The following is a 22,274-nucleotide window of genomic DNA, read 5'->3' on the forward strand; positions in this document are numbered from 1 at the left end:
CGTGCTTGCTAATTCCCGAACAATCCGCCGAACAACCCGCCCGGGCGCTGCTGTTGCTGGGGGGGCGGAGGTGGCGGCTGCTGCTGGTATTGCGGCAGCGGCTGCGGCGGCGGACGCGGCGCGGCCTGCTTCTGCGGCGCGCGCTTCTGGGCCGGCGGCGGAGGCGGCGTCGGCGCCTTCGGCGGATCGGGCGCGGCGGTTACGATGGTCTGGTCCGGCCCTTTGCAGTCGGTCAGCCAGATGTCGTAGATCGGATGCTCGACGCCGTGCAGGCCGGGGCTCGCCGCGAACATCCAACCCGAGAAGATCCGCTTCACCTCGCCCTGCAAGGTGATCTCGTCGACCTCGACAAAGGCGTCGGTGTTGGCGGCTTCGGTCGACGGCCTCGTGTAACAGGCATCGGTCTTCACCCGCAGGGCGCCGAACTGCACGGTCTCGCCGATATCCTCGTCGAAATTGATGATGCGCCCGGTGATCTTGTCGAGACCGGAGAAGCTCGCCTTCTTGTTGGTGATCTTGGTCGACGGCGGCTCCTGCACGACCTCGTCGCCCGGCTGCAACGCGGCAGGCGTCTGCGGCGGAGTGCCCTGGGGCGTGCCCTTGGGACGCTGCCCCGGCGGCAGCGGGTTGGCGCCGGGCGGCGTATTGGCAACGGCGGGACCGCCGGGTTGCGGCGGCTGCACGGCGACACCGGGCTGGGTGCCCTGCGGAGCCACCGGCGAGCCGGGCGGCGGCGCCAGCGGCTGCGACTGCACGCTACCGGGCGGCGGCACCGCCTGGCCTGGCGGCAGCGCCCGCGGCTGTGTCGGCAGCAGGCGGCCGCGCGGCAATTCCGGTACTTCCTCGTCGTCGTCGCTGGGAGGGGCCGGCTGACCACGCGGGATCGAGCCGGGCGGACGCGGCGCGGGATCGGAGAAAATCGTTCCGATCTGCGCGCGCGCGGGCGGCGCAAGCGAGATGGTTGAGGCGGCAACCAGGGCCGCAAAGCCAGTCAGGGCAACGGTTCGAAGCATCTCGCGCGGCTTTAAAGGGCGAATCGGGCTCGCGACAGTCTACCTTGATATCGGCCGCTCGCAGGCCATCGGTTAACACGCCGAATACGGCGGGGAAAGGGCACCCGGCCACCTCTCCCCGGCGCAACTGCTCAGCCTCTGGTCACCCTCTGGTCACTCCTGGGAACACGTGTGATAGTCCTCACGCTCAAGCCACGCGGCCACGCGTGAAAATCAGGAAAATCCGGATCGAACCGGACCAGCCAGAGGAAACCCACCATGCCCGATCGCATCAGGCTCGACGGCCGGGTCGCCGTCGTCACCGGGGCTGCCGGCGTCATCGGAACCGCCTCGCTCCAACTGCTCGCCGAACGGGGTGCGCGGATTGTCGCAGTCGACCGCAAGGGCGCCGATCTCAAAACCGCCATCAAGGACCTGCCCGCCTCGGCCGAGGCCCTCGCAATCGAAGCCGACGTCACCGACGAGGAGGAGGTCAAGGACTATGTCCGCGCCGCCGTCGATCACTTCGGCACCATCGATGCCTTCTACAACAACGCCGGCGTCGAGGGCGACATCAGGCCGATCCCTGAATATTCGCTGGAGAGCTTCCGCCGGGTGCTCGACGTCAATGTCGTCGGCGTCTTCCTCGGCATGAAGCATGTGCTGCCTGTCATGCTGAAGCAGAACAAGGGCAGCATCATCAACACCGCCTCGATCGCCGGCCTCGTGGGATCGCCGATGATCGCGGTCTACAGCGCGAGCAAGCACGCGGTGATCGGGCTGACCAAGAGCGCGGCCTGGGAATGCACCGGCACCGGCGTGCGGGTCAATTGCGTCTGCCCCGGCATGATCGAGAGCCGGATGCTGAGCACGATCCTGCAGGGCCGCTCCGGCGGCAACGCGCCGCCGCCGATCGAGAAGATCGTCGACCGCATCCCGGCGCGCCGGCTCGGCCTCGCAAGCGAGGTCGCCTCCGTCGTCGCTTTTCTTGCCTCCGACGAGGCGAGCTACGTCTCCGGCTCCGCCTACACCGTCGACGGCGGCCGCACCGCCGCCTAGGGCCACTGTCATTCCGGGATGGTGCCTAAGCACCAGACCCGGAATCTCGAGATTCCGGGTTCGATGCTCGCATCGCCCCGGAATGACATCACCAAGCATCACAAGAAGGTTTGTTGTCCATGCCCGTCGTTCTCGATCCCGATGCCGCTGCCGTCTACAAGGCGTTCCAGGAGGCCGGCCGGCCCGCCTATGAGACGCTGACCGCGCTGGAAGCGCGCGACTATTATCGAGCCGCCCGCGTCGTCTCCAATCCCGAGCCGCCCGCGCTGGAATCGAGCAAGCCGCACGCGATCCCGGCGCCGCACGGCACGATCCCTGCCCGCATCTACACGCCGAACACGCTGCGCAAGAAAGACGGGCTCGCGCCCTGCCTGGTGTTCTTCCACGGCGGCGGCTGGGTGATCGGCGATCTCGATACCCATGAGGTGGTCTGCCAGAAGCTTGCCCATGAGGGCGAGCTGATCGTGATCTCGATCGATTATCGCCTCGCGCCCGAGCATCGTTTCCCTGCCGCGGTGGACGACGCCGTCACCGCGACCCGATGGGTCGCCGCCAATGCCGGGGATCTCGGCATCGACGGCGAGCGCCTGATCGTCGGCGGCGACAGCGCCGGCGGCAACCTCGCGGCCGTGGTTGCCCTCACCGCCCGCGACGGCGGGCCGAAGCTTGCCGCCCAGCTGCTGATCTATCCCGCAACAGATTTCTCGCGGAAGCATCCCTCGCATCGCGAGCCCGAGACCAGCATCCTCCTGACGCATTCGGTGATCGGCTGGTTCGCCAACCATTATCTCGGCGACGCCGACAACAACGACTGGCGTGCCTCGCCGGCGCGCGCGAAGGACTTTGCCGGATTGCCGCCCGCCTATGTGCTGACCGCCGGCGCCGATCCGTTGCGCGACGAAGGCGACGAGTATGCGAAATTCCTCAAGGACGCCGGCGTGCCGGTGACCTATCGGCATTTCCCCGGCCAGTTCCACGGCTTCTTCACCATGGGCAAGCTGCTCAATCAGGCCAACATCGCGGTGACCGAGATCAGCGCCTGGCTGAAGACGCTGGGCTGAGCAATCGGGCCCGCTGCGACGTGGCTGGCGTCGTCCCCGATCGGGGCTCGCGAGCGCATCGCGAGCCTGTTGCGGCGTTAGCGCGCCTTGAAGTTCCCCACGCCGCGCGATAGTGCCGCCGTCAGCGCTTCATGCCGCCCGGCACTCCAGCCAGCGAGATCGTCTTGCTCACGCCACTCCTCGTCTACGGTATCCCGCTCGATTTCATCCTGTTCGCGCTGACGCTGCTCGGCGTCGCGATCTTCCATCACCACACGCTCGCGGTGGCGCTGACGGGCCTTGCCGCGATCGTCGCCTACAAGCTGCTGTTCGCGGGCTTTGCGAAATTCGGCGCCGGCCTGCCCGGTCTCGCGCATCACATGGAGCATGAGTGGGTCACGCTCGCCAACCTGTTCCTGCTCCTGATGGGCTTTGCGCTGCTGTCGCGCCATTTCGAGGAGAGCCGCATTCCCGACGAGATGCCGGCGCTGCTGCCCGATGACTGGAAGGGCGGACTGATCCTGCTGGTCATCGTGTTCGTGTTGTCGGGCTTCCTCGACAACATCGCCGCTGCGCTGATCGGCGGCACCGTCGCGCGCCACGTGTTCCGCGGCCGCGTCCATATCGGCTATCTCGCGGCCATCGTCGCCGCATCGAATGCCGGCGGCGCCGGCAGCGTCGTCGGCGACACCACGACGACGATGATGTGGATCGACGGCATCAGCCCGCTCACGGTGGTGGAGGCATATGTCGCAGCCATCGTCGCGATGCTGGTGTTTGCGGTGCCGGCCTCGCTGCAACAGCACCGCTTCTCGCCGATCGTGAAGGATGCACCGTCCGGCCTCAGAATCGACTGGGCGCGGGTTGCGATCGTGGCCGTGATCCTGCTCGCCGCGCTGACGGCCAATGTGACGGCCAATCTGAAGTTCCCCGCGCTGCTCGATACACTGCCCGTGCTCGGGCTCGCGGTCTGGGCCGCGATCCTGGTCACCTCAGTGCTGCGCCGGCCGGACTGGTCGGTGATGCCCGAGACGCTGAAGGGCACCGTCTTCCTGCTCGCGCTGGTGACGGCGGCCTCGATGATGCCGGTGGAGAAATTGCCCGCGGCGTCGTGGCAGACCGCGCTCGGGCTCGGCTTCGTCTCGGCGGTGTTCGACAATATTCCCCTGACCGCGCTGGCGCTGAAGCAAGGCGGCTATGACTGGGGCTTTCTCGCCTACGCAGTCGGATTTGGCGGGTCGATGGTCTGGTTCGGCTCGTCGGCCGGCGTTGCGGTGTCCAACATGTATCCGGAAGCCAAATCGGTGGTCCGCTGGATCACCCAGGGCTGGCCGATCATGGCGGCCTATGTCGTCGGCTTCTTTGTGATGCTCGCACTGCTTGGCTGGCACCCCGACGCGCCACATTGACGCAACACAATGCCGCAGTGCACAATTGCACTTGCCTCAAAACTGTGGAAAATCGAGACAAATCCGTTGACATTGCTAAACTCCATTCGCCGTAACAACTTATGGAGAGTCCGCATGAGTGTTAGTGCAGAAGTCCTCGCCCGCGCTCCGTCGGAGCAGATGGAGGACGAAATCAACACCGTGACGTCGCATCGACCACGCAGCAACATCCGCCCCCTCTCACCGATGCCGGACTACGTCGAGCATCGCAATGGCGTCAACGAGGTGGGCAAGCTGTCGGCCGAGGCAGTCGTGCGCGAATATGAAGCGGCGGTGAAAGAGATCGAGGCCCTTGGATCGGAACTGCAATTGGCCGCCAAGAACTGCGAGGTCATGGTCGCAGGCGTTCATGACATGATCGCGGAGATCAAGGAGTTCGCTGCCGGTTACCGCGATCAGGGCAAGCGTTTCTTCCTGCAGATCGAAGCCGTCTCGTTGATGACCGCGGAAGTCAGGGATACCTGCGAAGCACTCAAGAAGAAGATCGCAACCGATACATTGAGCCAGTGATTTTTCGGTTGAAGCCCGTTTCGTGATCAGCGCATCCGTGGATCTCTGCGATCGTGGGCTGATCCTGTATTGGTGAATGACTGCGCTATTCCGGCGCGGCGGAACCGTTAGTTCTATTCAAGACCAAGTCGCTCAAGACGAAGTCGTTCAACATCTTGCCCCGCTTCGGCGGGGCTTTTTTGTTGCGAGACGAGTGATCTCAGCACGGGTCGCGTCCCCGACCGGGCCGCACCTCCGTCCATGACCTTAACGCGCGTCAGCGGCACGCCCGGTCATTTCCGTCGCCGGAGGCAAATCGGATATCGCGGACCAGCGATCGCTGAAATCCTTGGCCGGGAGCGCGTCCGTGCCGGCGACGGCAATGCCGTCGGTCCGGGGCGCGTGCGACCTGATGGTCGCGGCGGTCGCGGTGACAGCTAGCAGGGCGACAGCCACGAACCCGGTAATCGTTCGATGCTTTGTCATTAGAACCTCCTCGGGTCCCCAATGCCCACTTAACGTGGGTCACGGGAACCCTCGCCAGGTTCATCACTGCAAAGACGAGATGGGTCGGGTGATATCGGACAACGAGTTTGTCCCAAACGCGCCTAGCCTGCCCGCGCGGCACGCCGCAGCGATTGCGGCGGCTGGCCGAAGGCGCGGATGAAGGCGCGGCGCATCCGCTCGGGATCGCGGAAGCCGGTGATCTCGGCGACGCGCTCGATCGCCTCGCCCGACGATTGCACGCGCTGCCGCGCGACTTCGATCCTGAGCCGCTCGACCGCTTTCGATGGCGTCGTGCCGGTCTCCGCGATGAAGGCGCGGGTGAAATGCCGCGAACTCATCCCGGCCTTGTCGGCGAGGTCCACGACCGTCAGCGGCGCATCGAGATGCTCGCGCGCCCAAGCGAGCAGCGGCCCGAACCGGCCGTTCGGCGTCTTCAATTCCAGCAGCGAGGAAAACTGCGACTGCCCGCCGCTGCGCCGATGATACAGCACGAGTTGCCGCGCGGTGTTCTGCGCGATCTCGTCGCCATAGTCCTCGGTGATCATCGCGAGCGCGAGGTCGATGCCGGCGGTGATGCCGGCCGAACTCCAGATATTGCCGTCGCGGACGAAGATCTGGTCCGGCTCGAGCTTGATCTTCGGATAGGTCTTCACGAAATGCGGCGTGCGCTGCCAATGCGTGGTGGCGCGGCGGCCGTCGAGCAGGCCCGCTTCGGCCAGCACATAGGCGCCCGAGCAGACGCTGGCGACGCGAATGCCGCGGCCCGCCATCCGCCGCACGAATGACAGCGTGGCGGGACAACTCGCCGGCGTGCGCACGCCGTTGCCGCCGGCAATGATCAGCGTGGTGATCGCCGTCGCTGGCTTGAAGCCGCGCGCGAGCATCTCGACACCGGACGAAGAGCGCACTGGTCCTGCCTTCACCGCAAGCGTCCTGATCACCGGCGCGTTGTTGGCGAAGCGGGCTGCGATCTCGAAGGCCGCGATCGGGCCGGCCGCGTCGAGCAACTGGAAATCGGGAAAGATCAGGATGCCGATCATCGCCAAATCCTCACAGGTGACGTTACTTTCTTGGCGGCCCTCTCTCAGGCGCCTTGCGTCTCTCAGAGGCCCTGCGTCCGAAAATGAGGGAAATACGCCATTTTGGACGAGAGGCCATCATGACATCGTGGTTCCGTCAAGCGCTATTTGGAGGCTCCGATGACCGAACCCCTGCAGATTGGATTGCTCGTCTTCCCGAAGGTGACCCAGCTCGACCTGACCGGTCCGCTGCAGGTGTTCTCCTCGGTCCCCGGTGCCAAGGTGCATCTGATCTGGAAACGCATCGAACCCGTTCCGACTGATTCCGTCATGGTCCTGACGCCGACCACGACCTTTGCCGATTGCCCGCAGCTCGACGTGATCTGCGTGCCCGGCGGCTTCGGCACCGACGACATGGTCGGCGACCAGGAGATGCTGGCCTTCCTGCGCAAGCAGGCCGAGCGAGCCAAGTACGTCACGTCGGTCTGCACGGGATCGCTGGTGCTCGGCGCGGCCGGCCTGCTCAAGGGCTATCGCGCGACCACGCATTGGAGCTCGATTGATTTCCTGTCGGGCTTCGGGGCCATTCCGACCAGGACGCGGGTCTGCGTCGACCGCAATCGCTTCACCGGCGGCGGCGTCACCGCGGGCATCGACTTCGCGCTGACGCTGGTGTCGGAACTCGTCGACCGCAAGACCGCGGAAGCGATCCAGCTCAGGCTCGAATACAACCCGGCCCCGCCATTCAATGCCGGCTCGCCCGATAGCGCGCCGGCCGAGGTCCTCGCTTTCATGAAAGAGCGGATCGCGCCGTCGCAGGCGCGCCGCGCCGACTTGATGGGCCGTGCTGCGGCACGGCTGTCCTGACTTGATCGCCGCAAAGAAAAAGGCCGCCCGGTTTCCCGAGCGGCCCTTCCTGTCTCACGGTAGCCTCACATTTGCGGGCGATTTCAGGACGTCTGTACCGGGGGCCTATTTCCCGGCCGCATCCAACTCGGAGGCCGCTGCACATCGGGACAGTCGCGATCTGGAGCCCGATCCGACGCGATGGTTTCCCATCTCCGTAAGATGGCCCTATTGAGCCGCGAACCCGCGCTCGGCGCAAGCGGACAGCATCGGCTGCAGCCGATCTGTCCCCGCTGTTACCGTTGTTCACAGGCGCGCGCTTGCGCTGCCGGGCGCGTGTGCGATGCACGCGCGTCGTTACGCACGCGCACGTCAGAACAACAATGCGTGAGAGTCAGCTTCCTGGGGTCCAGGCGTGATAGTCGCCGGTCGCCTTGGGGCGGCGGCCGCTCGCCAGCGTCGAGCCGGACGGACGGTAGGCCTGCGCGGTGCCGGTCAGGTTCGGCAGATGCGGCTTCTCCCATTCGCGCGCCTGGTAGCTCTGCTCAGTCGGGGGCACATCGACCGTATGATGCAGCCAGCCGTGCCAGCCGGCCGGAATGCGGGAGGCTTCGGCGTAACCGTTGTAGACCACCCAGCGACGCTCGAAATGCAGCGTCGGATCGATCTCACCGCCCTTGGTGCGGTAATAGCGGTTGCCCTGCTCGTCCTCGCCGACCAGTTCGCCGAATCGCGAGGTCCACAATTGCGTGCCAAAGGTCTGGCCATTCCACCAGGTGAAGAATTTCAGCAGGAATTGTTTCATGCGTGGCCGGTCGTCGGTTCGAGCTATGCGGCTCTGATGCCACCTCATTCCCCAAATGTCCAGCCGCCGCCAAGGTAGCCCCGCACCCCTCGGACAGCCCCCGGTTTATGCTCCCATTTGGCGACCAAATGACGCGGTCACGAGGAGTTTTGTTCAGCTGCCATACATGAGCCGCCGGCTACGCGAAGATGACCCACAATCAATGTGGAGCACGGGAACGTCCGACCACAGAGATGGTTAGACATTCACCGTTTTGATGGAGTCCAAAATGATCAATATGAAGGTTCTGGGCACCGCCGCGGCTCTGGCGCTTGCGCTGCCGTTGGCCGCGGCGCCGACCGTTTCGTTCGCCCAGTCTGCCGCACAGATGGGCGCGATGGGCGGCGGCGGTGGCCACGTTGGCGGCGGCGGCGGTGGTGGTGGTGGCTTTGGCGGCGGCGGCCGCGGAGGCGGAGGTGCCATGGGCGGCGGCGGTGGCGGCGGCTGGCACGGCGGCGGTGGCGGCGGTCACTGGGCCGGTGGTGGCGGCGGCGGTTGGCGCGGCGGTGGCGGCTGGCACGGGGGTTACCATCGTGGCGGCGGCTTCTGGCCCGGCGCGGTGGCCGGTGCGGTCGTCGGCGGCGCCCTCGCCTCGGGCGCGTATTATGGCTCCGGCTATTATGGCTACGGCCCCGGCTACTACGACGACAGCTACGGCTATTACGATGAACCGTCTGTCGCCGTAGAGGTGCCGAGCGGCGGCGGCGCCAGCTACTGCGCGCAGCGCTACAGGTCCTACGATCCTGCCTCGGGCACCTATCTCGGCTATGACGGCCGGCGGCATCCCTGCCCGTAAATGAAGGCCTGAATTCCTAATTGCAAAAGGGCGGCGCCAGCGCCGCCCTTTTTTCATGTACGCAAGTCTTATGTGCGCAAGGCGACCGCGACGGCCGCGAACGTCACCACGAGCGCTGCGATGTCGCTCGCGCCGAGCGGCTCGCGCAGCATCGCCGCTGCCGCGAGCACGCCGACGACGGGGACCAGCAGCGTGCCGATCGACGCGGTCGCCGCCGGCAATCGCTCGAGCGCCGCAAACCAGCAGACATAGCAAAGGCAGAACTGGATCAGCGTCATGTAGATCATCGACGCCCAGCCGAACTGCGACAGCGCGGCGAGCTGCGGCTGCTCGATCATGATGCCGATGATCGCGATCGGCACGCAGCCGATCGCAAGCTGCCAGGCCGCGAGCGACAGCGGCGGCATCGCCAGCTTGAACGATTTGGTCAGCACCGTGCCAAGCCCGACGCAGATCGCGCCGGCGAGCGCGAACAGAATCCCCGGCAGCTTGCCGAGGCTAGCGTCGATGCCGCCGCCGCCGATCAGCGCGGCGATCCCGGCGAGCGCCACCGCAAGCGCAAGCGCACGCGGCAGCGACACGCGCTCGCCGAGCACCGGCCAGGCCACCAGCGCGACCCACACCGGAATCGATATCCCGAGCACGGCCGCCTCGCTGGCCCGCAGCCAGATCAGCGCGAGACCCATGGACGCGACCCAGCCGCCGATCGACAGCGTCGACACCAGAGCGAGCCGCAACCACATGCCGTCAGGCACGCGCAGCGTCTGTCCCCGCAGCAACGCGACCAGGCCGAGCGCAACCGCGCCGACCACGCCGCACAGCCCGCGCGAGGACAGCGGCGGCCACTCCGTGAGCAGGAACTTCATGATCGGGAAGTTGAGTCCCCAGCCGATCGAGGCGACCACGAGGAATGCGAGGCCGAGCGGTGACAGTGGGGCGCGGCCGGCGACGGGAACTGCGGTCATGGACCTGTCGTAAAGGGGATGGACAAATACAAGTGATGTGTCACGGCTAGCTGGAAATCCGCTTGTCAGCAAACAGCATATGCATTCTATGATACAGACTTTCCGTCTAGGTTCCGCCTTAATTGACGAACAGGCCAAGCGAGTCGCCGGCACGCGAGGCCGTTAGAAAGAGGATGCATCGTGCCGAGCGTTCTCGTGGTCGATGACGACCCGATGGTGTGCGTTGCCATCGAGGTGTGTCTGCAACGCCAGGGCTTCGAGGTCACCGTCGCCGATGGCGGCGAAGCCGGCATGCGCGCGCTCGAGCAGGCGACCTTCGACGTCATGCTGGTCGACGTCTTCATGCCGCATATGCGCGGGTTCGAGGCGATCCGCGTCTTCCACGAGCGCGCCCCGGAAATTCCCGTCATCGCGATGTCGGGCTATGCCTTCGCCAATGCCGACCGCGCGCCGGACTTCCTGCGGATGACGATCGAGCTCGGCGCGTCCGCCTGCCTGCGCAAGCCGTTCACCCCGCAGGCGCTGATTGCCGCCGTTAACGAATGTCTTGCGAAGTATGCACCTTCCGCTCGTCTTTCGAAATAATTGCTCGTACTAATCGTCGATGGCTTCCCAGCGTCTCATTCTCGGCAGCGGCCTTGCGATCCTCCTCGTCATCAGCGCGGCGTCGATCGGGTTGGACGTCAAGTCGCGCAGCGAGATTGATTCGGTCGACCGCACGCTCAGCATCCTCAAGCGCATTTCGGACGCGCGTCAGCTGCCGCGCAGCGTCGAGAGCGCGGCGCGCGGTTTCGCGCTGACCGGTGATGCGTCCTTTGCCGACGAGTTTCGCGAGCAGAGCGCAGCCCTCACCTCGGCCTTCGACGACCTGATGGCCGCGGTGACATCGGCGCCCGAGGAGGCGCAGCTGATCACGGGCACCAGGGTCGAGGTCCAGCGTGCCATTGCGCTCGGCGCCGAACTCCTCAGGTTGCGCAGCGCGGGCGATACCGCCGGCGCCGCGGCGCTGATCTCCGCGGGCGAGAGCCGCGCGCTGACCGACAAGGTCGGCGCGGCGCTCGACCGCCTGGTCACCGAAGAGCGCCGCCTGCTCCGGATTCGCACCGACCAGTCCAAGACAAATGGACGGCTGCTGCTGATGATCGATCTCGCGGGCGTGGCGATGATCCTGCTGCTCGCGATCGCGCTGACGCTGACGGCCCGACGCGCCAGCCGCGAACTGCAGGGCGCGCTCAGCGCGACCAAGGCGACCAATCTGTCGCTCGAGGGCAAGGTCGCCGATCGCACCAAGGATCTCGGCGCCGCTCTCGAAGAGCTCCGCCGCTCCACCTCGGTGATGGAAACCACCTTCCGCACCATGGCGGAGGCGGTGCTGGTGATTGACAGCGCGGGCACCGTGCTGCTGTCGAACCCGGCCGCCGAGAAGATGCTGCGCTACAAGCCGGGCATGACGGTCCGGCAGCTGCGCGCCATGAGCAACGTGTTCCAGTCCGACGGCGTCACGCCGATGCAGGCCGACGACATGCCGTCGGCCAGGACGCTGCGCGGCGAGGAATTCGACGGGCTGGAATTCGTCGCCAAGCCGGTGCGCGGCGCGCCGGAGATTCACCTCGTGGTGTCGGGCCGGCCGCTGCGCGACGGCGACGACACCGTCACCGGCGCGGCACTGATCTATCACGACATCACCGCCTCGCGCGAAACCGAGCACAAGCTGCAGCAGGCGCAGAAGCTCGACGCCATCGGCAAGCTGACCGGCGGCGTCGCGCACGACTTCAACAACATGCTGACGGTCATCACCGGCACCACCGAGACGCTGGTCGACAGCCTGCGCGCCCAGCCGCAGCTCGCGAAAACCGCCGAGCTGATCGACCGCGCCGCCGAGCGCTGCCGCGAACTGATCCAGCATCTGCTCGCCTTCGCGCGCCGCCAGCCGTTGGAGCCGCGCACCGTCGATATCAACGGCACCGTGGTCGACATCGCCAAGCTGCTGCGGCCGACGCTCGGCGAGCAGATCGAGATCAATTCGGTGCTGGCGCCCGATGTCGCCAGCGTCCATATCGATCCGTCGCAGCTTGCCAACTCGCTGCTCAACATGGCGATCAACGCCCGCGACGCGATGCCGAACGGCGGCAAGCTGCTGTTCGAGACCAGCAACATCGTGCTCGACGACGCCTATGCGGCTGTTAATCCCGACATCACGCCGGGCCGCTACGTGCTGCTCGCGGTCAGCGACACCGGTACCGGCATGTCGCATGCGGTGCAGGACAAGGTGTTCGAGCCGTTCTTCACCACCAAGGAAGTCGGTAAAGGCTCCGGCCTCGGCATGAGCATGGTCTACGGCTTCGTCAAGCAGTCCGGCGGCCATATCAAGATCTACAGCGAGGAAGGCCACGGCACCACGATCAAGCTCTATCTGCCCCCTGCCCGCGGCCAGGTCGAGGTGGAGGCGCCTCCGCCGGAGCCGGTGCGGCGCGGCAGCGAAGTCATCCTGGTGGTGGAAGACGACCAGCTGGTGCGCAACTATGTGGTTACGCAGCTAGGCGCGCTCGGCTACAAGACCATCGCCGTGCCCGACGCCCGCGCCGCGCTGGCGCTGGTCGACAAGGGCGAGAAGTTCGACCTCCTGTTCACCGACGTGATCATGCCCGGCGGCATGAACGGCCGCCAGCTCGCCGACGAGGTCCAGAAGCGCCGGCCCGGCATCAAGGTGCTCTACACCTCGGGCTACACCGAGAACGCGATCGTGCATCACGGCCGCCTCGACGAGGGCGTGCTGCTGCTGGCAAAACCCTACCGCAAGGCGCAGCTCGCCAGCATGCTGCAGCAGGCGCTCGGCGAGTGATGTGAGCTACCGCGTCGCCAGCGCGACGCCGGCGAGCGTGAACAGCAGCGCGACGATCTGGCTTGGCCCCAGCGGCTCGTGCAGTGCGACTGCGGAGGCCACCACGCCGATGACGGGTACCGCCATGGTGCCGATCGCCGCGACCGAGGCCGGCAGGCGCGCGAGCGCGGCAAACCACGCGACATAGGCGACGCAGAACTGGATCAGCGTCGAATAGACCAGCAGCCACCAGCCGACGGTCGTGATGCGGTCGAGATGCGTGGTCTCGATCAAGAGGCCGACGATCGCGATCGGCACGCAGCCGAGGCCGATCTGCCAGGCCGCGGCCGGGATCGGCGGCATCACCAGCGGGTACTTCTTCGCCAGCACGGTGCCGAGCGCAAAGCCGAACGCGCCGCCAAGCGCCATGATGATTCCCGGCAGCTTCTCCTTGCTTGCGGTGATGCCGCTGCCGCCCATGATCGCGGCGAGGCCTGCAAAGGCCATCACCAGCGCGATGGTCCGCAGCAGCGTCGGCCGCTCGCCGAGCACCGGCCAGGCCAGCAGCGAGGCCCATACCGGCATCGTGTAGGCGATCAGCGCCGCCTCGCTCGCCGGCAGCCAGAGCAGCGCGAGCCCCATCAGCACCATCCAGCCGGTGACGTTGAGCGCCGCATACAGCACGAGCCGCGGCCACAGCCGGCTCTCGACATGCAGGCTCTGGGCGCGGATCAGCGCCAGCACCGCCAGCAGCACGGCGCCGATCACCCCGGTGGTGCCGCGCAAGGTCAGCGGTGGCAGTTCGCCGAGCAGGAACTTGGTGGACGGCCAGTTGAACCCCCAGCCCACCGAGGTGATGGCGAGGAACATCAGGCCGGCGGGCGCAAGGCGCGGCCGCGCGGAAGGCTTCTGGACTGTCATGGAACCCGGCGGGGATGTGAGTCGGCCTCACCTTGCCCGCGATTTTGTCGCCCGACCATCACGGCTCTGACATGCCTGATCCGTACTTTGCCCGTAGGCCTACGTGAGTCCCCAAAATTCAATCCGGGACCGCGAATAAAAACTTCGCCTGTGAACAGCGGGGCGAAGCTCCGATCCACAGGCGATAGGAATTTTTTTGGCTTGGGAATCCCTGAGGACTCACCGATAGTTGGCTCGATCACAGGCGCGGCACCGACCCCTGTTATCCCCCTCTTTCCACCATATTTAGTGTTTGATTCAGAAACTCGTACTAGTCCTTGACGGGCGTGACGGACATGGCCTAGCTTTGAATCTGTTCGGCGCGAGTGTGTTTGGGTCCCCGCCGGTCGCTCCCACAAGGGTTCCAAAATGACCACTCCGCCAGGCCTTTGGGCCGCGGGCGAAGGGCTTCTCTGCCCTGATTTTGGGGCACCGTCGGGGACGACAAACGGGCCGCGAAGGACCCGGAAACAGAGGCCGTAACCGGCCCGCGAAGAAGCGTTGGCGTGACGTGTCGCGTGAAGCGTTTTGGGGCGTTGAATGCATGACCCGGCGCACCCGACCAGTCGGGCGCCGCGCCGGGACGATGCCGCCGCAGGGCCGGGTCAAACTGGCGCCGAACGGATGAGAGAAAACAGGCCGGATCCACCGGCTGAGCTGCGGATGACGGGAGGCGTGCTGACGCGTGTTCCGAAGTCCGCGAACAGACAACATTCCGGCACCTGCGGAAAAACGTGGGGCCGGGCAGAAGAAGAGACGGGGCTCGACCATGCGAATCGAACGACGCAACACCACCAGCGGACAATCTCCCTATGCCGGGATCAATTTCCGCCTGACCACCTCAGAGATCCGCAATCCGGACGGCTCGGTCGTGTTCCGCGCCGAGAACGTCGAAGTTCCGGAGTTCTGGTCGCAGGTCGCCTCCGACGTGCTGGCGCAGAAGTATTTCCGCAAGGCGGGCGTCGCCGCGCGCCTGAAGAAGGTCGAGGAAGAGACCGTGCCGTCGTGGCTGTGGCGTTCGGTGCCCGACACCGAGGCGCTTGGCCTCCTGCCGGAGAACGAGCGCATCGTCGGCGAGACCTCGGCCAAGCAGGTGTTCGATCGCCTCGCCGGCTGCTGGACCTATTGGGGCTGGAAGGGCGGCTACTTCTCCACGGAAGAAGACGCCCTCGCCTTCTTCGACGAGCTCCGCTTCCAACTGGCGAAGCAGATGGTCGCGCCGAACTCGCCGCAGTGGTTCAACACCGGTCTCCATTGGGCGTATGGCGTCGATGGTCCGGGCCAAGGGCATTACTATGTCGACTGGAAAACCGGCAAACTGACAAAATCGAAGTCGGCCTATGAGCATCCGCAGCCGCATGCCTGCTTCATCCAGGGCGTCGGCGACGACCTCGTCAACGAGGGCGGCATCATGGACCTCTGGGTGCGCGAGGCGCGCCTGTTCAAATACGGCTCCGGCACCGGCTCCAACTTCTCCAGCCTGCGCGGCGAAGGCGAAAAGCTGTCCGGCGGCGGCCGCTCGTCGGGCCTGATGAGCTTCCTCAAGATCGGCGACCGCGCCGCGGGCGCGATCAAGTCGGGCGGCACCACGCGCCGTGCGGCCAAGATGGTCGTGGTCGACGCCGATCACCCCGATATCGAGACCTATATCGACTGGAAGGTGAAGGAGGAGCAGAAGGTCGCCGCGCTCGTCACCGGCTCCAAGATCAACCAGAAGCACCTCAAGGCCGTGATGAAGGCCTGCGTGAACTGCGAAGGCAGCGGCGACGACTGCTTCGATCCCGAGAAGAACCCGGCGCTGCGCCGCGAGATCAAGCTCGCCCGCCGCGCGCTGGTGCCGGACAACTACATCAAGCGCGTCATCCAGTTCGCCAAGCAGGGCTACAAGGATATCTCGTTCGACACCTACGACACCGACTGGGATTCCGAGGCCTACCTCACCGTCTCCGGCCAGAACTCCAACAACTCGGTGTCGCTGAAGGATGACTTCCTGCGCGCGGTGGAAACGGACGGTGACTGGAATCTGGTCGGCCGCACCACGAAGAAGGTGACGAAGACGCTGAAGGCGCGCGACCTCTGGGAGAAGATCGGCTACGCCGCCTGGGCGAGCGCCGATCCCGGCCTGCACTTCAACACCACGATGAACGACTGGCACACCTGCAAGGCGTCCGGCGACATCCGCGCGTCCAATCCGTGCTCGGAATACATGTTCCTGGACGACACGGCGTGCAACCTGGCCTCGGCCAACCTGCTGACGTTCTACAGCACCACCACCAAGCGGTTCGACATCGAGTCCTACGAGCATCTCTGTCGGCTCTGGACCATCGTGCTCGAAATCTCGGTCATGATGGCCCAGTTCCCGTCGAAGGCGATCGCCGAGCTCTCCTACGAATTCCGCACGCTCGGCCTCGGCTTCGCCAACATCGGCGGCCTGCTCATGACCATGGGCCTGCCCTATGACAGCAAGGAAGGCCGTTCGCTCTGCGGCGCGCTGACCGCTGTCATGACCGGCATCTCCTACAAGACCTCGGCGGAGATGGCGGCCGAGCTCGGCACCTTCCCGGGCTACAAGAAGAACGCGGCGCACATGCTGCGCGTGATCCGCAACCACCGCCGCGCCGCCCACGGCAACGCCACCGGTTACGAAGCGCTCTCGGTCAACCCGGTGCCGCTCGATCACGCCTCCTGCCCGCAGCAAGACATCGTCACCCATGCCAGGCTGGCCTGGGACGACGCGCTGGCGCTCGGCGAGGTCAACGGCTATCGCAACGCCCAGACCACCGTGGTGGCGCCGACCGGCACCATCGGCCTCGTGATGGATTGCGACACCACCGGCATCGAGCCCGACTTCGCGCTGGTGAAGTTCAAGAAGCTCGCCGGCGGCGGCTACTTCAAGATCATCAACCAGGCGGTGCCCTCGGCGCTGCGCGCGCTCGGCTATCGCGAGAGCGAGATCGCGGAGATCGAGGCCTACGCCGTCGGCCACGGCTCGCTGTCGAATGCGCCGGGGATCAATGCCTCGACGCTGAAGGCCAAGGGCTTCACCGATGAAGCCATCGCCAAGGTGGAAAAGGCGCTGCCGACCGCGTTCGACATCAAGTTCGCCTTCAACAAGTGGACCTTCGGCGAAGACTTCATACGCGACCAGCTCGGCATCGGCGCCGAGGCGATCGCAGCCCCCGGCTTCGACCTGCTCCAGGCCGTCGGCTTCACCAAGCGCGAGATCGAGGCCGCCAACGTGCACATCTGCGGCGCGATGACGGTCGAAGGCGCCCCGCATCTGAAGGCCGAGCACTACCCGGTGTTCGACTGCGCCAACCCCTGCGGCAAGATCGGCAAGCGCTACCTCTCGGTCGAGAGCCATATCCGGATGATGGCGGCGTCGCAGCCGTTCATCTCGGGCGCGATCTCCAAGACCATCAACATGCCGAACGACGCCACGGTGGAGGACTGCAAGTCCGCCTATTTGCTGTCGTGGAAGCTGGCGCTGAAGGCGAACGCGCTGTACCGCGACGGCTCGAAACTGTCGCAGCCGCTCAACTCGCAGCTCATCGCCGACGACGAGGACGAGGACGATGCGGTGGAAGCGCTTTACGAGAAGCCGATGGCCGCGCGTGCCGCCCAGGTCTCGGAGAAGATCGTCGAGAAGCTGGTCGAGCGCATCGTCGTGATGCGCGAGCGCGAGAAGATGCCTGACCGACGCAAGGGCTACACCCAGAAGGCGGTTGTCGGCGGCCACAAGGTCTACCTCCGCACCGGCGAATATGACGACGGAAGGCTCGGCGAGATCTTCATCGACATGCACAAGGAAGGCGCGGCGCTGCGCTCCTTCATCAACAATTTTGCGATCGCAGTATCCCTGGGTCTGCAATACGGCGTGCCGCTCGAAGAGTATGTCGACGCCTTCACCTTCACCCGCTTCGAGCCAGCGGGTCCCGTGCAGGGCAACGACTCCATCAAGTACGCGACCTCGATCCTCGACTATGTCTTCCGCGAGCTCGCGGTGAGCTACATGGCGCGCTTCGACCTCGCCCATGTCGATCCGAACGAGTCTGGCTTCGACGCGCTCGGCAAGGGCGTCGAGGAAGGCAAGGAGCCGGATGAGGCGCCCGCCCAGCACCAGGCCACAAAGTACCTGTCGAAGGGCCTGACCCGGTCGCGCACCGACAACCTCGTCGTCATGCGCGGCGGCTCGGCCGCGGTGAGCCAGGGCGCCGACAACGCGCCCGCCGGCAACCGCGTCACCGCGCTCGCCTCCCACGGCGCAACCGCGCGCGGCGCCTCCGACACCGTCGAAGGCGCGGTCGCCCTGAAGCAGGAAGTCAGCCACGACCTCTCACCGACCGAGAAGCTCGAGGCATTGAACTGGAGCAAGCCCGGCACCGCCGCAGCCGCCGCTCCGTCCAAGGCGGAGCGTCGCGCTGAAGCGAAGGCAAAAGGCTACGAAGGCGAGATGTGCTCGGAGTGCGGCAACTTCACACTGGTGAGGAATGGCACGTGCATGAAGTGCGATACTTGCGGGTCGACGACGGGGTGTTCGTGAAATCGCAGAACTAAGACAGCAGGCCGCCCACGCAAGAGGGCGGCCTTTTTCTCGTCAATTCCTACAACTTGCAGTACGCGCACAACATACCAAACAAGTACCCCGAAGTACTCGACATATTGCTAGCGCACTGAAAGCATTTTCCTGCGGCGGGTCCCAATGTCCTCAATTAGCGACGATCTTATCTCCGTGGCCACCGAACTTGCCCAAGCGCAAATTGAGTTTGCGGATACTTTGGCTCGTCCAACAACAGACAAGACGCGGTTCGATCCAACGAAGGACATTCCAAATGGCTACCAGTCGCTCGGCGCTCTCGACACCCAGCTGACGACCGTTGTCCAAAGTATAAGAGGGATTGCGGAGAGCGACTTAACACTAGTGCCACTCAACCAATTGCAATTGGCGCTCAAGCTCCTTCAGAAGATTCTCGGCCACTTTCGCAAGGCCATTACTGAACTATCTGAAAGTTCACCCATTCATTCCGTAGATTCGGACAGCTTACGCGAGCACTATGCTTACAAATATTCCATCGCGTCTTCAGTCGAAGGCTTCAAGCAACAGTCGCCTGAACAATATAAGGACTATGTTGCGCTTATTGCGTTCAATGAACTTACATTTAATCCCGCTACCCAAATGGAAGCCAAAGGATCGGAGACCAAACATCTCAATCCGCTATTAGACGCCGCAATGAAGAAGATGGGACTTGCGCCCGAACAACAAGCTTAGCAAGCGTAAGGTGGATCGGCCAAGGGCGTAATCCGCCGCTTCGCCCGCAACAGTCTCGGCGGGTTACGCTTCCGCCTTCGCCCAATGAGCTACGGCGGACAAGTCGCTAACCCGCCCTCCTCGCTGACGATCAAACGGTTCCGTCTACCGCGAGGCGTGGGCGCGCTTTTCGAGAAGCAGCGTGCGGTCGGCGATGTCCTTCAATTCGAATGCCTGGGAGTCAAGGAAGGCGACGGACCCGTTGTTGGGGTCCGCGGCGAGGCGATGGGTTTCGCTGAGATGATGCTTCAGCCAGGCCCGCTGCTCCGTCAGCAATTGCGCGTGCGTCTCGCCCTTCGACGTGGCGAGAAGGGCTTGATAGGCGGTGTTGAGCCGCGTGTCCCACTTGTCGATTTCGGTCTTGCCGCAATCGAGCATCTTCGTTGACACCCCTTCTGCCTTGTCCATGCACGCATCATACTCGGCGCTTTGCTGCGCGCGGACCGATAAAGTCCCGAGCACGAGCATAGAAGCAACAATGACAAGCCTTCGCGAAAGCATCACCACGTCCAAATCACCCTGCCTGCGTCTTCGACAAGCATCGCCGCACAAAGGCGTCGCTGGCAGCGCCTGGAGCCGACGGCCGCCGCCGTTTACGCCGGCAGCACGATCACCTTCGTTTTGACGGGCGTTCGCGAATAGAGGTCGATCATGTCCTGACTGAGGAGGCCGGTACAGCCGCTCGTAATGCCGTTCCCGATCGTTTCGGGAGCGCTGGTGCTATAGATCGTGTAAAGCGTGTACACGCCATTTTGGTAGAGGTAGAGCACGCGCGCGCCAAGTGGATTGTCGAGACCTCCCGGCATGCCGCGAGCATATTTGCCCGCCTCCGGCTGGCGCGCGATCATCTCCTTGGGCGGCGTCCAGGTCGGCCATTCGGCTTTTCGCCCGACATAAGCCTCCCCGCTCCATCGGAACCCATCGCGACCGACATTGGCGCCATAGCGGGTCGCGTTTCCTTCGCCTTCGATGCGGTAGACATAGTATTTGCTCGGATCGACGATGATCGTCCCGGGCGCCTCAGCGCTGTCGTACTTCACTGTCTTGCGATAATATTTCGGATCGACCTTGCTGACGTCGACCGCGGGGATCGGGAATTTCTCGTCGGGCACGGGCCCGTAGACCTTCTGCGCCTCGGCCAGGCTCATGTAGTCGGATGCACAACCGGCCAGGCTCAGTGCGGCGAGACCGGCAGCAGAGCCGGCCAGAAACGCCCGGCGGTTGAGAAGCCGTAACCGAGGCACAGGCAGAGCGCCCTCGCCCATCGCACCGGCGTCGGCAATTCCACGGTCCATGATCATGATTTCGGATCTTCCCTTGTCCCGTTGCGCGGCCGGAGCAGACTTTGGCATACAGTAGAAGGGAAAAGAAAAGTTCTTCGTCATTGTCTGAGGTTGACCAAAGGACGGTCTTGTGAATCCTCCCCGGGAACAATGCGAGAACTTCGGCGGGTTACGCTTCCGCTTTCGCTCAATGAGCGACGGCAGACAAGTCGCTAACCCGCCCTAGCCGCTGTCTGCCTATGGAAGCACGCGACGCGCTTCCTAAACCTCACGCCGCCTTCGCTGCCTCGCCTGCCGGCGCGGTTGCCATGGCGCGCATGTGGAGATCGAGCCAGCTTTCACGCTCGTCGCGCTCGTCCTGGTCCTGCTTGCGCAGCTTGATGATCTCCTTGAGGATCTTCACGTCGAAACCTTCGCCCTTCGCTTCCGAGAAGACTTCCTTCTTCTGCTCGCTCAGTTCCTGCATTTCAGTGTCAAGGTTCTCGATCCGCTCGACGAAGAAACGGATTTTCCGCCGGGAATGGTGATGTCAGCTCGTAGGGCCGATTAGCGCAGCGTAATCCGCCATTGCGTCGTTAAAGGTCGGCGGGTTACGCCTTCGGCTAATCCGCCCTACGCGATGGCAACAACTGATTGATCACGTTTCTATGCGATTGATCTGCGGCGCTTTGTCGGACCAAATTAGTATGGAATCACCGCCCCACCACCCTGCCGCATTCCATGCGGAAAATGAATCGAAGGTGAAAACCCAATGAGACGCGTTGTCCAGGCTTCGCTCGGACTCCTCGCATGGAGCATTCTCCAAACCTCGCCCGCATCCGGCCAGTTCAAGGGCAACGCCGACAACATTTGTCGGAACGGATATTTCCCGCGCGAGAGCACCGACTACAGGCTGGCGAAGATCAAAGGCGCAGCCGGCGACAGGATCTATTTCCGCGGCGATGGCAACGAGCGTTGCCCCGACGACCAAGTCTGTCGTCTGAAAACTTATGTCGTTCGCAACGATGAAGTCATTGTTTCCCGGACGTCAGGCAAGTTCGCATGCAGTTGGTTTCAACCTCGCAAGGGCACTGAGACGGTCGGCTGGATCGAGATCGAAAGGCTTGCGTGGCAGGAGGACATACGACGACCGGCAGAACGGGATTGGCTCGGCGAATGGCGTGCCTACGACAACGTCATTCGCATCTCGAAATCGAAAGAGGCAGGTCAGCTGGCCATCAAGGGCGAGGCCATTTGGGGTTCGGGCAGCCGCACCCATTCCGGCGAGCTTGATTACGAAGCAAAACCTTCAGGCGATAAGATGAAATTCGGTGACGGGACGGACGAACTCGACTGTCAGGTCACGATGCAGCTCGTCGGCAAGTTACTGGTTGTCGGCGACAACCTCCATTGCGGCGGGACAAACGTCTCATTTTCAGGTGTCTACCAAAAGAGACCGACGCGATGAGCATCTCGCGGCTCGTAGGGCGGATTAGCGCAGCGTAATCCGCCCTTCGTGGCGGTAACGCCGAGCGGCGGGTTACGAGGAGTCTATCATCGGACACGCGCTCCGCGCGATCCGTTGGCGAACCCACCCTACTCGTTACGTGCTTGTTCGTTTCGCTCAGGCCGCATTCGCTGCCTTGTCCGGCGGCGCGGTTTCCATGGCGCGCATGTAGAGATCGAGCAAATTTTCACACTCGTCGCGCTCGTCCTGCTCCTGGACGAATTTCCGCCGGGAATGGTGATGTCAGACATGGTGCCTGCTGCTGAATGAGGTCGTGAAAATGAGAGCAAAGAAAAGAGATGACCAATGTCTTGAGCAAACGGCATCGCGGCGGCTTGTTCATAGCTTGAACCATGCATTGCTTCGGTGCCCTCACCCACACCGTCATCGCCCGGCTCGACCGGGCGATCC

Annotated in this window: 20 protein-coding genes and 1 pseudogene; 11 read left to right on the forward strand and 10 right to left on the reverse strand. The window is 64.4% G+C overall.

Going from position 1 to position 22,274, the window contains the following annotated elements; all coding sequences use genetic code 11:
- Positions 1-8: 8 nt before the first annotated feature.
- On the reverse strand, positions 9-1,013 hold the full coding sequence (locus AKL29_RS29390) for a DUF2155 domain-containing protein (RefSeq protein WP_050386569.1): 1,005 nt from the start codon (positions 1,011-1,013) through the stop codon (positions 9-11).
- 258 nt (positions 1,014-1,271) lie between these two features.
- Here AKL29_RS29390 and AKL29_RS29395 point away from each other — a divergent pair, with 258 nt between their 5' ends.
- The 4 genes from AKL29_RS29395 to AKL29_RS29410 all read left to right on the forward strand — a co-directional run bounded on the left by AKL29_RS29395 (position 1,272) and on the right by AKL29_RS29410 (position 5,049).
- Positions 1,272-2,051 carry an SDR family NAD(P)-dependent oxidoreductase gene (locus AKL29_RS29395; RefSeq protein WP_050386570.1) on the forward strand — a complete coding sequence of 260 codons (780 nt, stop codon included), beginning with the start codon at positions 1,272-1,274 and terminating at the stop codon, positions 2,049-2,051.
- A 119-nt stretch (positions 2,052-2,170) separates the two neighbouring features.
- A complete protein-coding gene (locus tag AKL29_RS29400) occupies positions 2,171-3,112 on the forward strand; it encodes an alpha/beta hydrolase (protein WP_028332264.1) in 942 nt (313 codons plus the stop codon).
- Positions 3,113-3,276: 164 nt separating this feature from the next.
- The gene (locus tag AKL29_RS29405; protein ID WP_028332265.1) at positions 3,277-4,500 is read left to right on the forward strand and encodes an SLC13 family permease; all 1,224 of its coding nucleotides are present in this window, start codon (positions 3,277-3,279) and stop codon (positions 4,498-4,500) included.
- Between the two features lie 159 nt (positions 4,501-4,659).
- Positions 4,660-5,049: a hypothetical protein gene (locus AKL29_RS29410; RefSeq protein ID WP_018271397.1), complete on the forward strand. Its 390-nt coding sequence runs from the start codon at positions 4,660-4,662 to the stop codon at positions 5,047-5,049.
- A gap of 246 nt (positions 5,050-5,295) precedes the next feature.
- Here the strand turns inward: AKL29_RS29410 and AKL29_RS29415 are convergent, their stop codons facing one another.
- Both AKL29_RS29415 and AKL29_RS29420 read right to left on the reverse strand, forming a co-directional pair.
- Positions 5,296-5,514 carry a hypothetical protein gene (locus AKL29_RS29415; protein ID WP_050386572.1) on the reverse strand — a complete coding sequence of 73 codons (219 nt, stop codon included), beginning with the start codon at positions 5,512-5,514 and terminating at the stop codon, positions 5,296-5,298.
- 122 nt (positions 5,515-5,636) lie between these two features.
- The gene (locus tag AKL29_RS29420; RefSeq protein WP_050386573.1) at positions 5,637-6,575 is read right to left on the reverse strand and encodes a GlxA family transcriptional regulator; all 939 of its coding nucleotides are present in this window, start codon (positions 6,573-6,575) and stop codon (positions 5,637-5,639) included.
- 159 nt (positions 6,576-6,734) lie between these two features.
- Here AKL29_RS29420 and AKL29_RS29425 point away from each other — a divergent pair, with 159 nt between their 5' ends.
- Positions 6,735-7,421, forward strand: a complete 687-nt coding sequence (locus AKL29_RS29425; protein ID WP_050386574.1) for a DJ-1/PfpI family protein — start codon at positions 6,735-6,737, stop codon at positions 7,419-7,421.
- A 373-nt stretch (positions 7,422-7,794) separates the two neighbouring features.
- Here AKL29_RS29425 and AKL29_RS29430 read toward each other — a convergent pair whose 3' ends face one another.
- On the reverse strand, positions 7,795-8,205 hold the full coding sequence (locus AKL29_RS29430) for an NADH:ubiquinone oxidoreductase subunit NDUFA12 (protein WP_028332270.1): 411 nt from the start codon (positions 8,203-8,205) through the stop codon (positions 7,795-7,797).
- Between the two features lie 268 nt (positions 8,206-8,473).
- Between AKL29_RS29430 and AKL29_RS29435 the strand changes: the two genes are divergently transcribed.
- Positions 8,474-9,040: a BA14K family protein gene (locus AKL29_RS29435; RefSeq protein WP_050386575.1), complete on the forward strand. Its 567-nt coding sequence runs from the start codon at positions 8,474-8,476 to the stop codon at positions 9,038-9,040.
- A 68-nt stretch (positions 9,041-9,108) separates the two neighbouring features.
- On the opposite strand, the gene AKL29_RS29440 is transcribed toward AKL29_RS29435, so the two are convergent.
- A complete protein-coding gene (locus AKL29_RS29440) occupies positions 9,109-10,005 on the reverse strand; it encodes a DMT family transporter (protein ID WP_050386576.1) in 897 nt (298 codons plus the stop codon).
- Between the two features lie 180 nt (positions 10,006-10,185).
- On the opposite strand from AKL29_RS29440, the gene AKL29_RS29445 reads away from it, so the two are divergent.
- Together AKL29_RS29445 and AKL29_RS29450 are read left to right on the forward strand one after the other, a co-directional pair.
- Complete coding sequence (locus tag AKL29_RS29445; protein WP_028332273.1) at positions 10,186-10,590, forward strand: response regulator; 405 nt, start codon at positions 10,186-10,188, stop codon at positions 10,588-10,590.
- Positions 10,591-10,609: 19 nt separating this feature from the next.
- Positions 10,610-12,847, forward strand: a complete 2,238-nt coding sequence (locus tag AKL29_RS29450; protein ID WP_050386577.1) for a CHASE3 domain-containing protein — start codon at positions 10,610-10,612, stop codon at positions 12,845-12,847.
- Positions 12,848-12,853: 6 nt separating this feature from the next.
- Here the strand turns inward: AKL29_RS29450 and AKL29_RS29455 are convergent, their stop codons facing one another.
- The gene (locus tag AKL29_RS29455) at positions 12,854-13,747 is read right to left on the reverse strand and encodes a DMT family transporter (protein WP_050386578.1); all 894 of its coding nucleotides are present in this window, start codon (positions 13,745-13,747) and stop codon (positions 12,854-12,856) included.
- Between the two features lie 808 nt (positions 13,748-14,555).
- Between AKL29_RS29455 and AKL29_RS29460 the strand changes: the two genes are divergently transcribed.
- On the forward strand, positions 14,556-18,329 hold the full coding sequence (locus tag AKL29_RS29460) for a vitamin B12-dependent ribonucleotide reductase (RefSeq protein WP_050386579.1): 3,774 nt from the start codon (positions 14,556-14,558) through the stop codon (positions 18,327-18,329).
- A gap of 189 nt (positions 18,330-18,518) precedes the next feature.
- A complete protein-coding gene (locus tag AKL29_RS29465) occupies positions 18,519-19,055 on the forward strand; it encodes a hypothetical protein (RefSeq protein WP_152977823.1) in 537 nt (178 codons plus the stop codon).
- Between the two features lie 144 nt (positions 19,056-19,199).
- Here AKL29_RS29465 and AKL29_RS29470 read toward each other — a convergent pair whose 3' ends face one another.
- From AKL29_RS29470 to AKL29_RS29480, 3 genes and pseudogenes are all read right to left on the reverse strand, one after another.
- Positions 19,200-19,601 (reverse strand): lysozyme inhibitor LprI family protein, encoded by a 402-nt coding sequence (locus AKL29_RS29470; protein WP_244482508.1) that lies wholly within the window; start codon positions 19,599-19,601, stop codon positions 19,200-19,202.
- 86 nt (positions 19,602-19,687) lie between these two features.
- On the reverse strand, positions 19,688-20,395 hold the full coding sequence (locus tag AKL29_RS29475) for a L,D-transpeptidase (protein WP_050386582.1): 708 nt from the start codon (positions 20,393-20,395) through the stop codon (positions 19,688-19,690).
- Positions 20,396-20,645: 250 nt separating this feature from the next.
- Positions 20,646-20,905: pseudogene (locus AKL29_RS29480) on the reverse strand (DUF2312 domain-containing protein).
- Positions 20,906-21,128: 223 nt separating this feature from the next.
- Here AKL29_RS29480 and AKL29_RS29485 point away from each other — a divergent pair.
- Entirely contained in the window at positions 21,129-21,824 is a 696-nt protein-coding gene (locus AKL29_RS29485) for a hypothetical protein (RefSeq protein ID WP_050386584.1), read from the forward strand.
- A 128-nt stretch (positions 21,825-21,952) separates the two neighbouring features.
- Here AKL29_RS29485 and AKL29_RS44025 read toward each other — a convergent pair.
- Positions 21,953-22,274: hypothetical protein (locus AKL29_RS44025; protein ID WP_210168335.1), on the reverse strand; the 322-nt coding region annotated here is incomplete at its 5' end.

It is taken from the genome of Bradyrhizobium pachyrhizi (assembly GCF_001189245.1).
Taxonomy (GTDB): Bacteria; Pseudomonadota; Alphaproteobacteria; order Rhizobiales; family Xanthobacteraceae; genus Bradyrhizobium; species Bradyrhizobium pachyrhizi.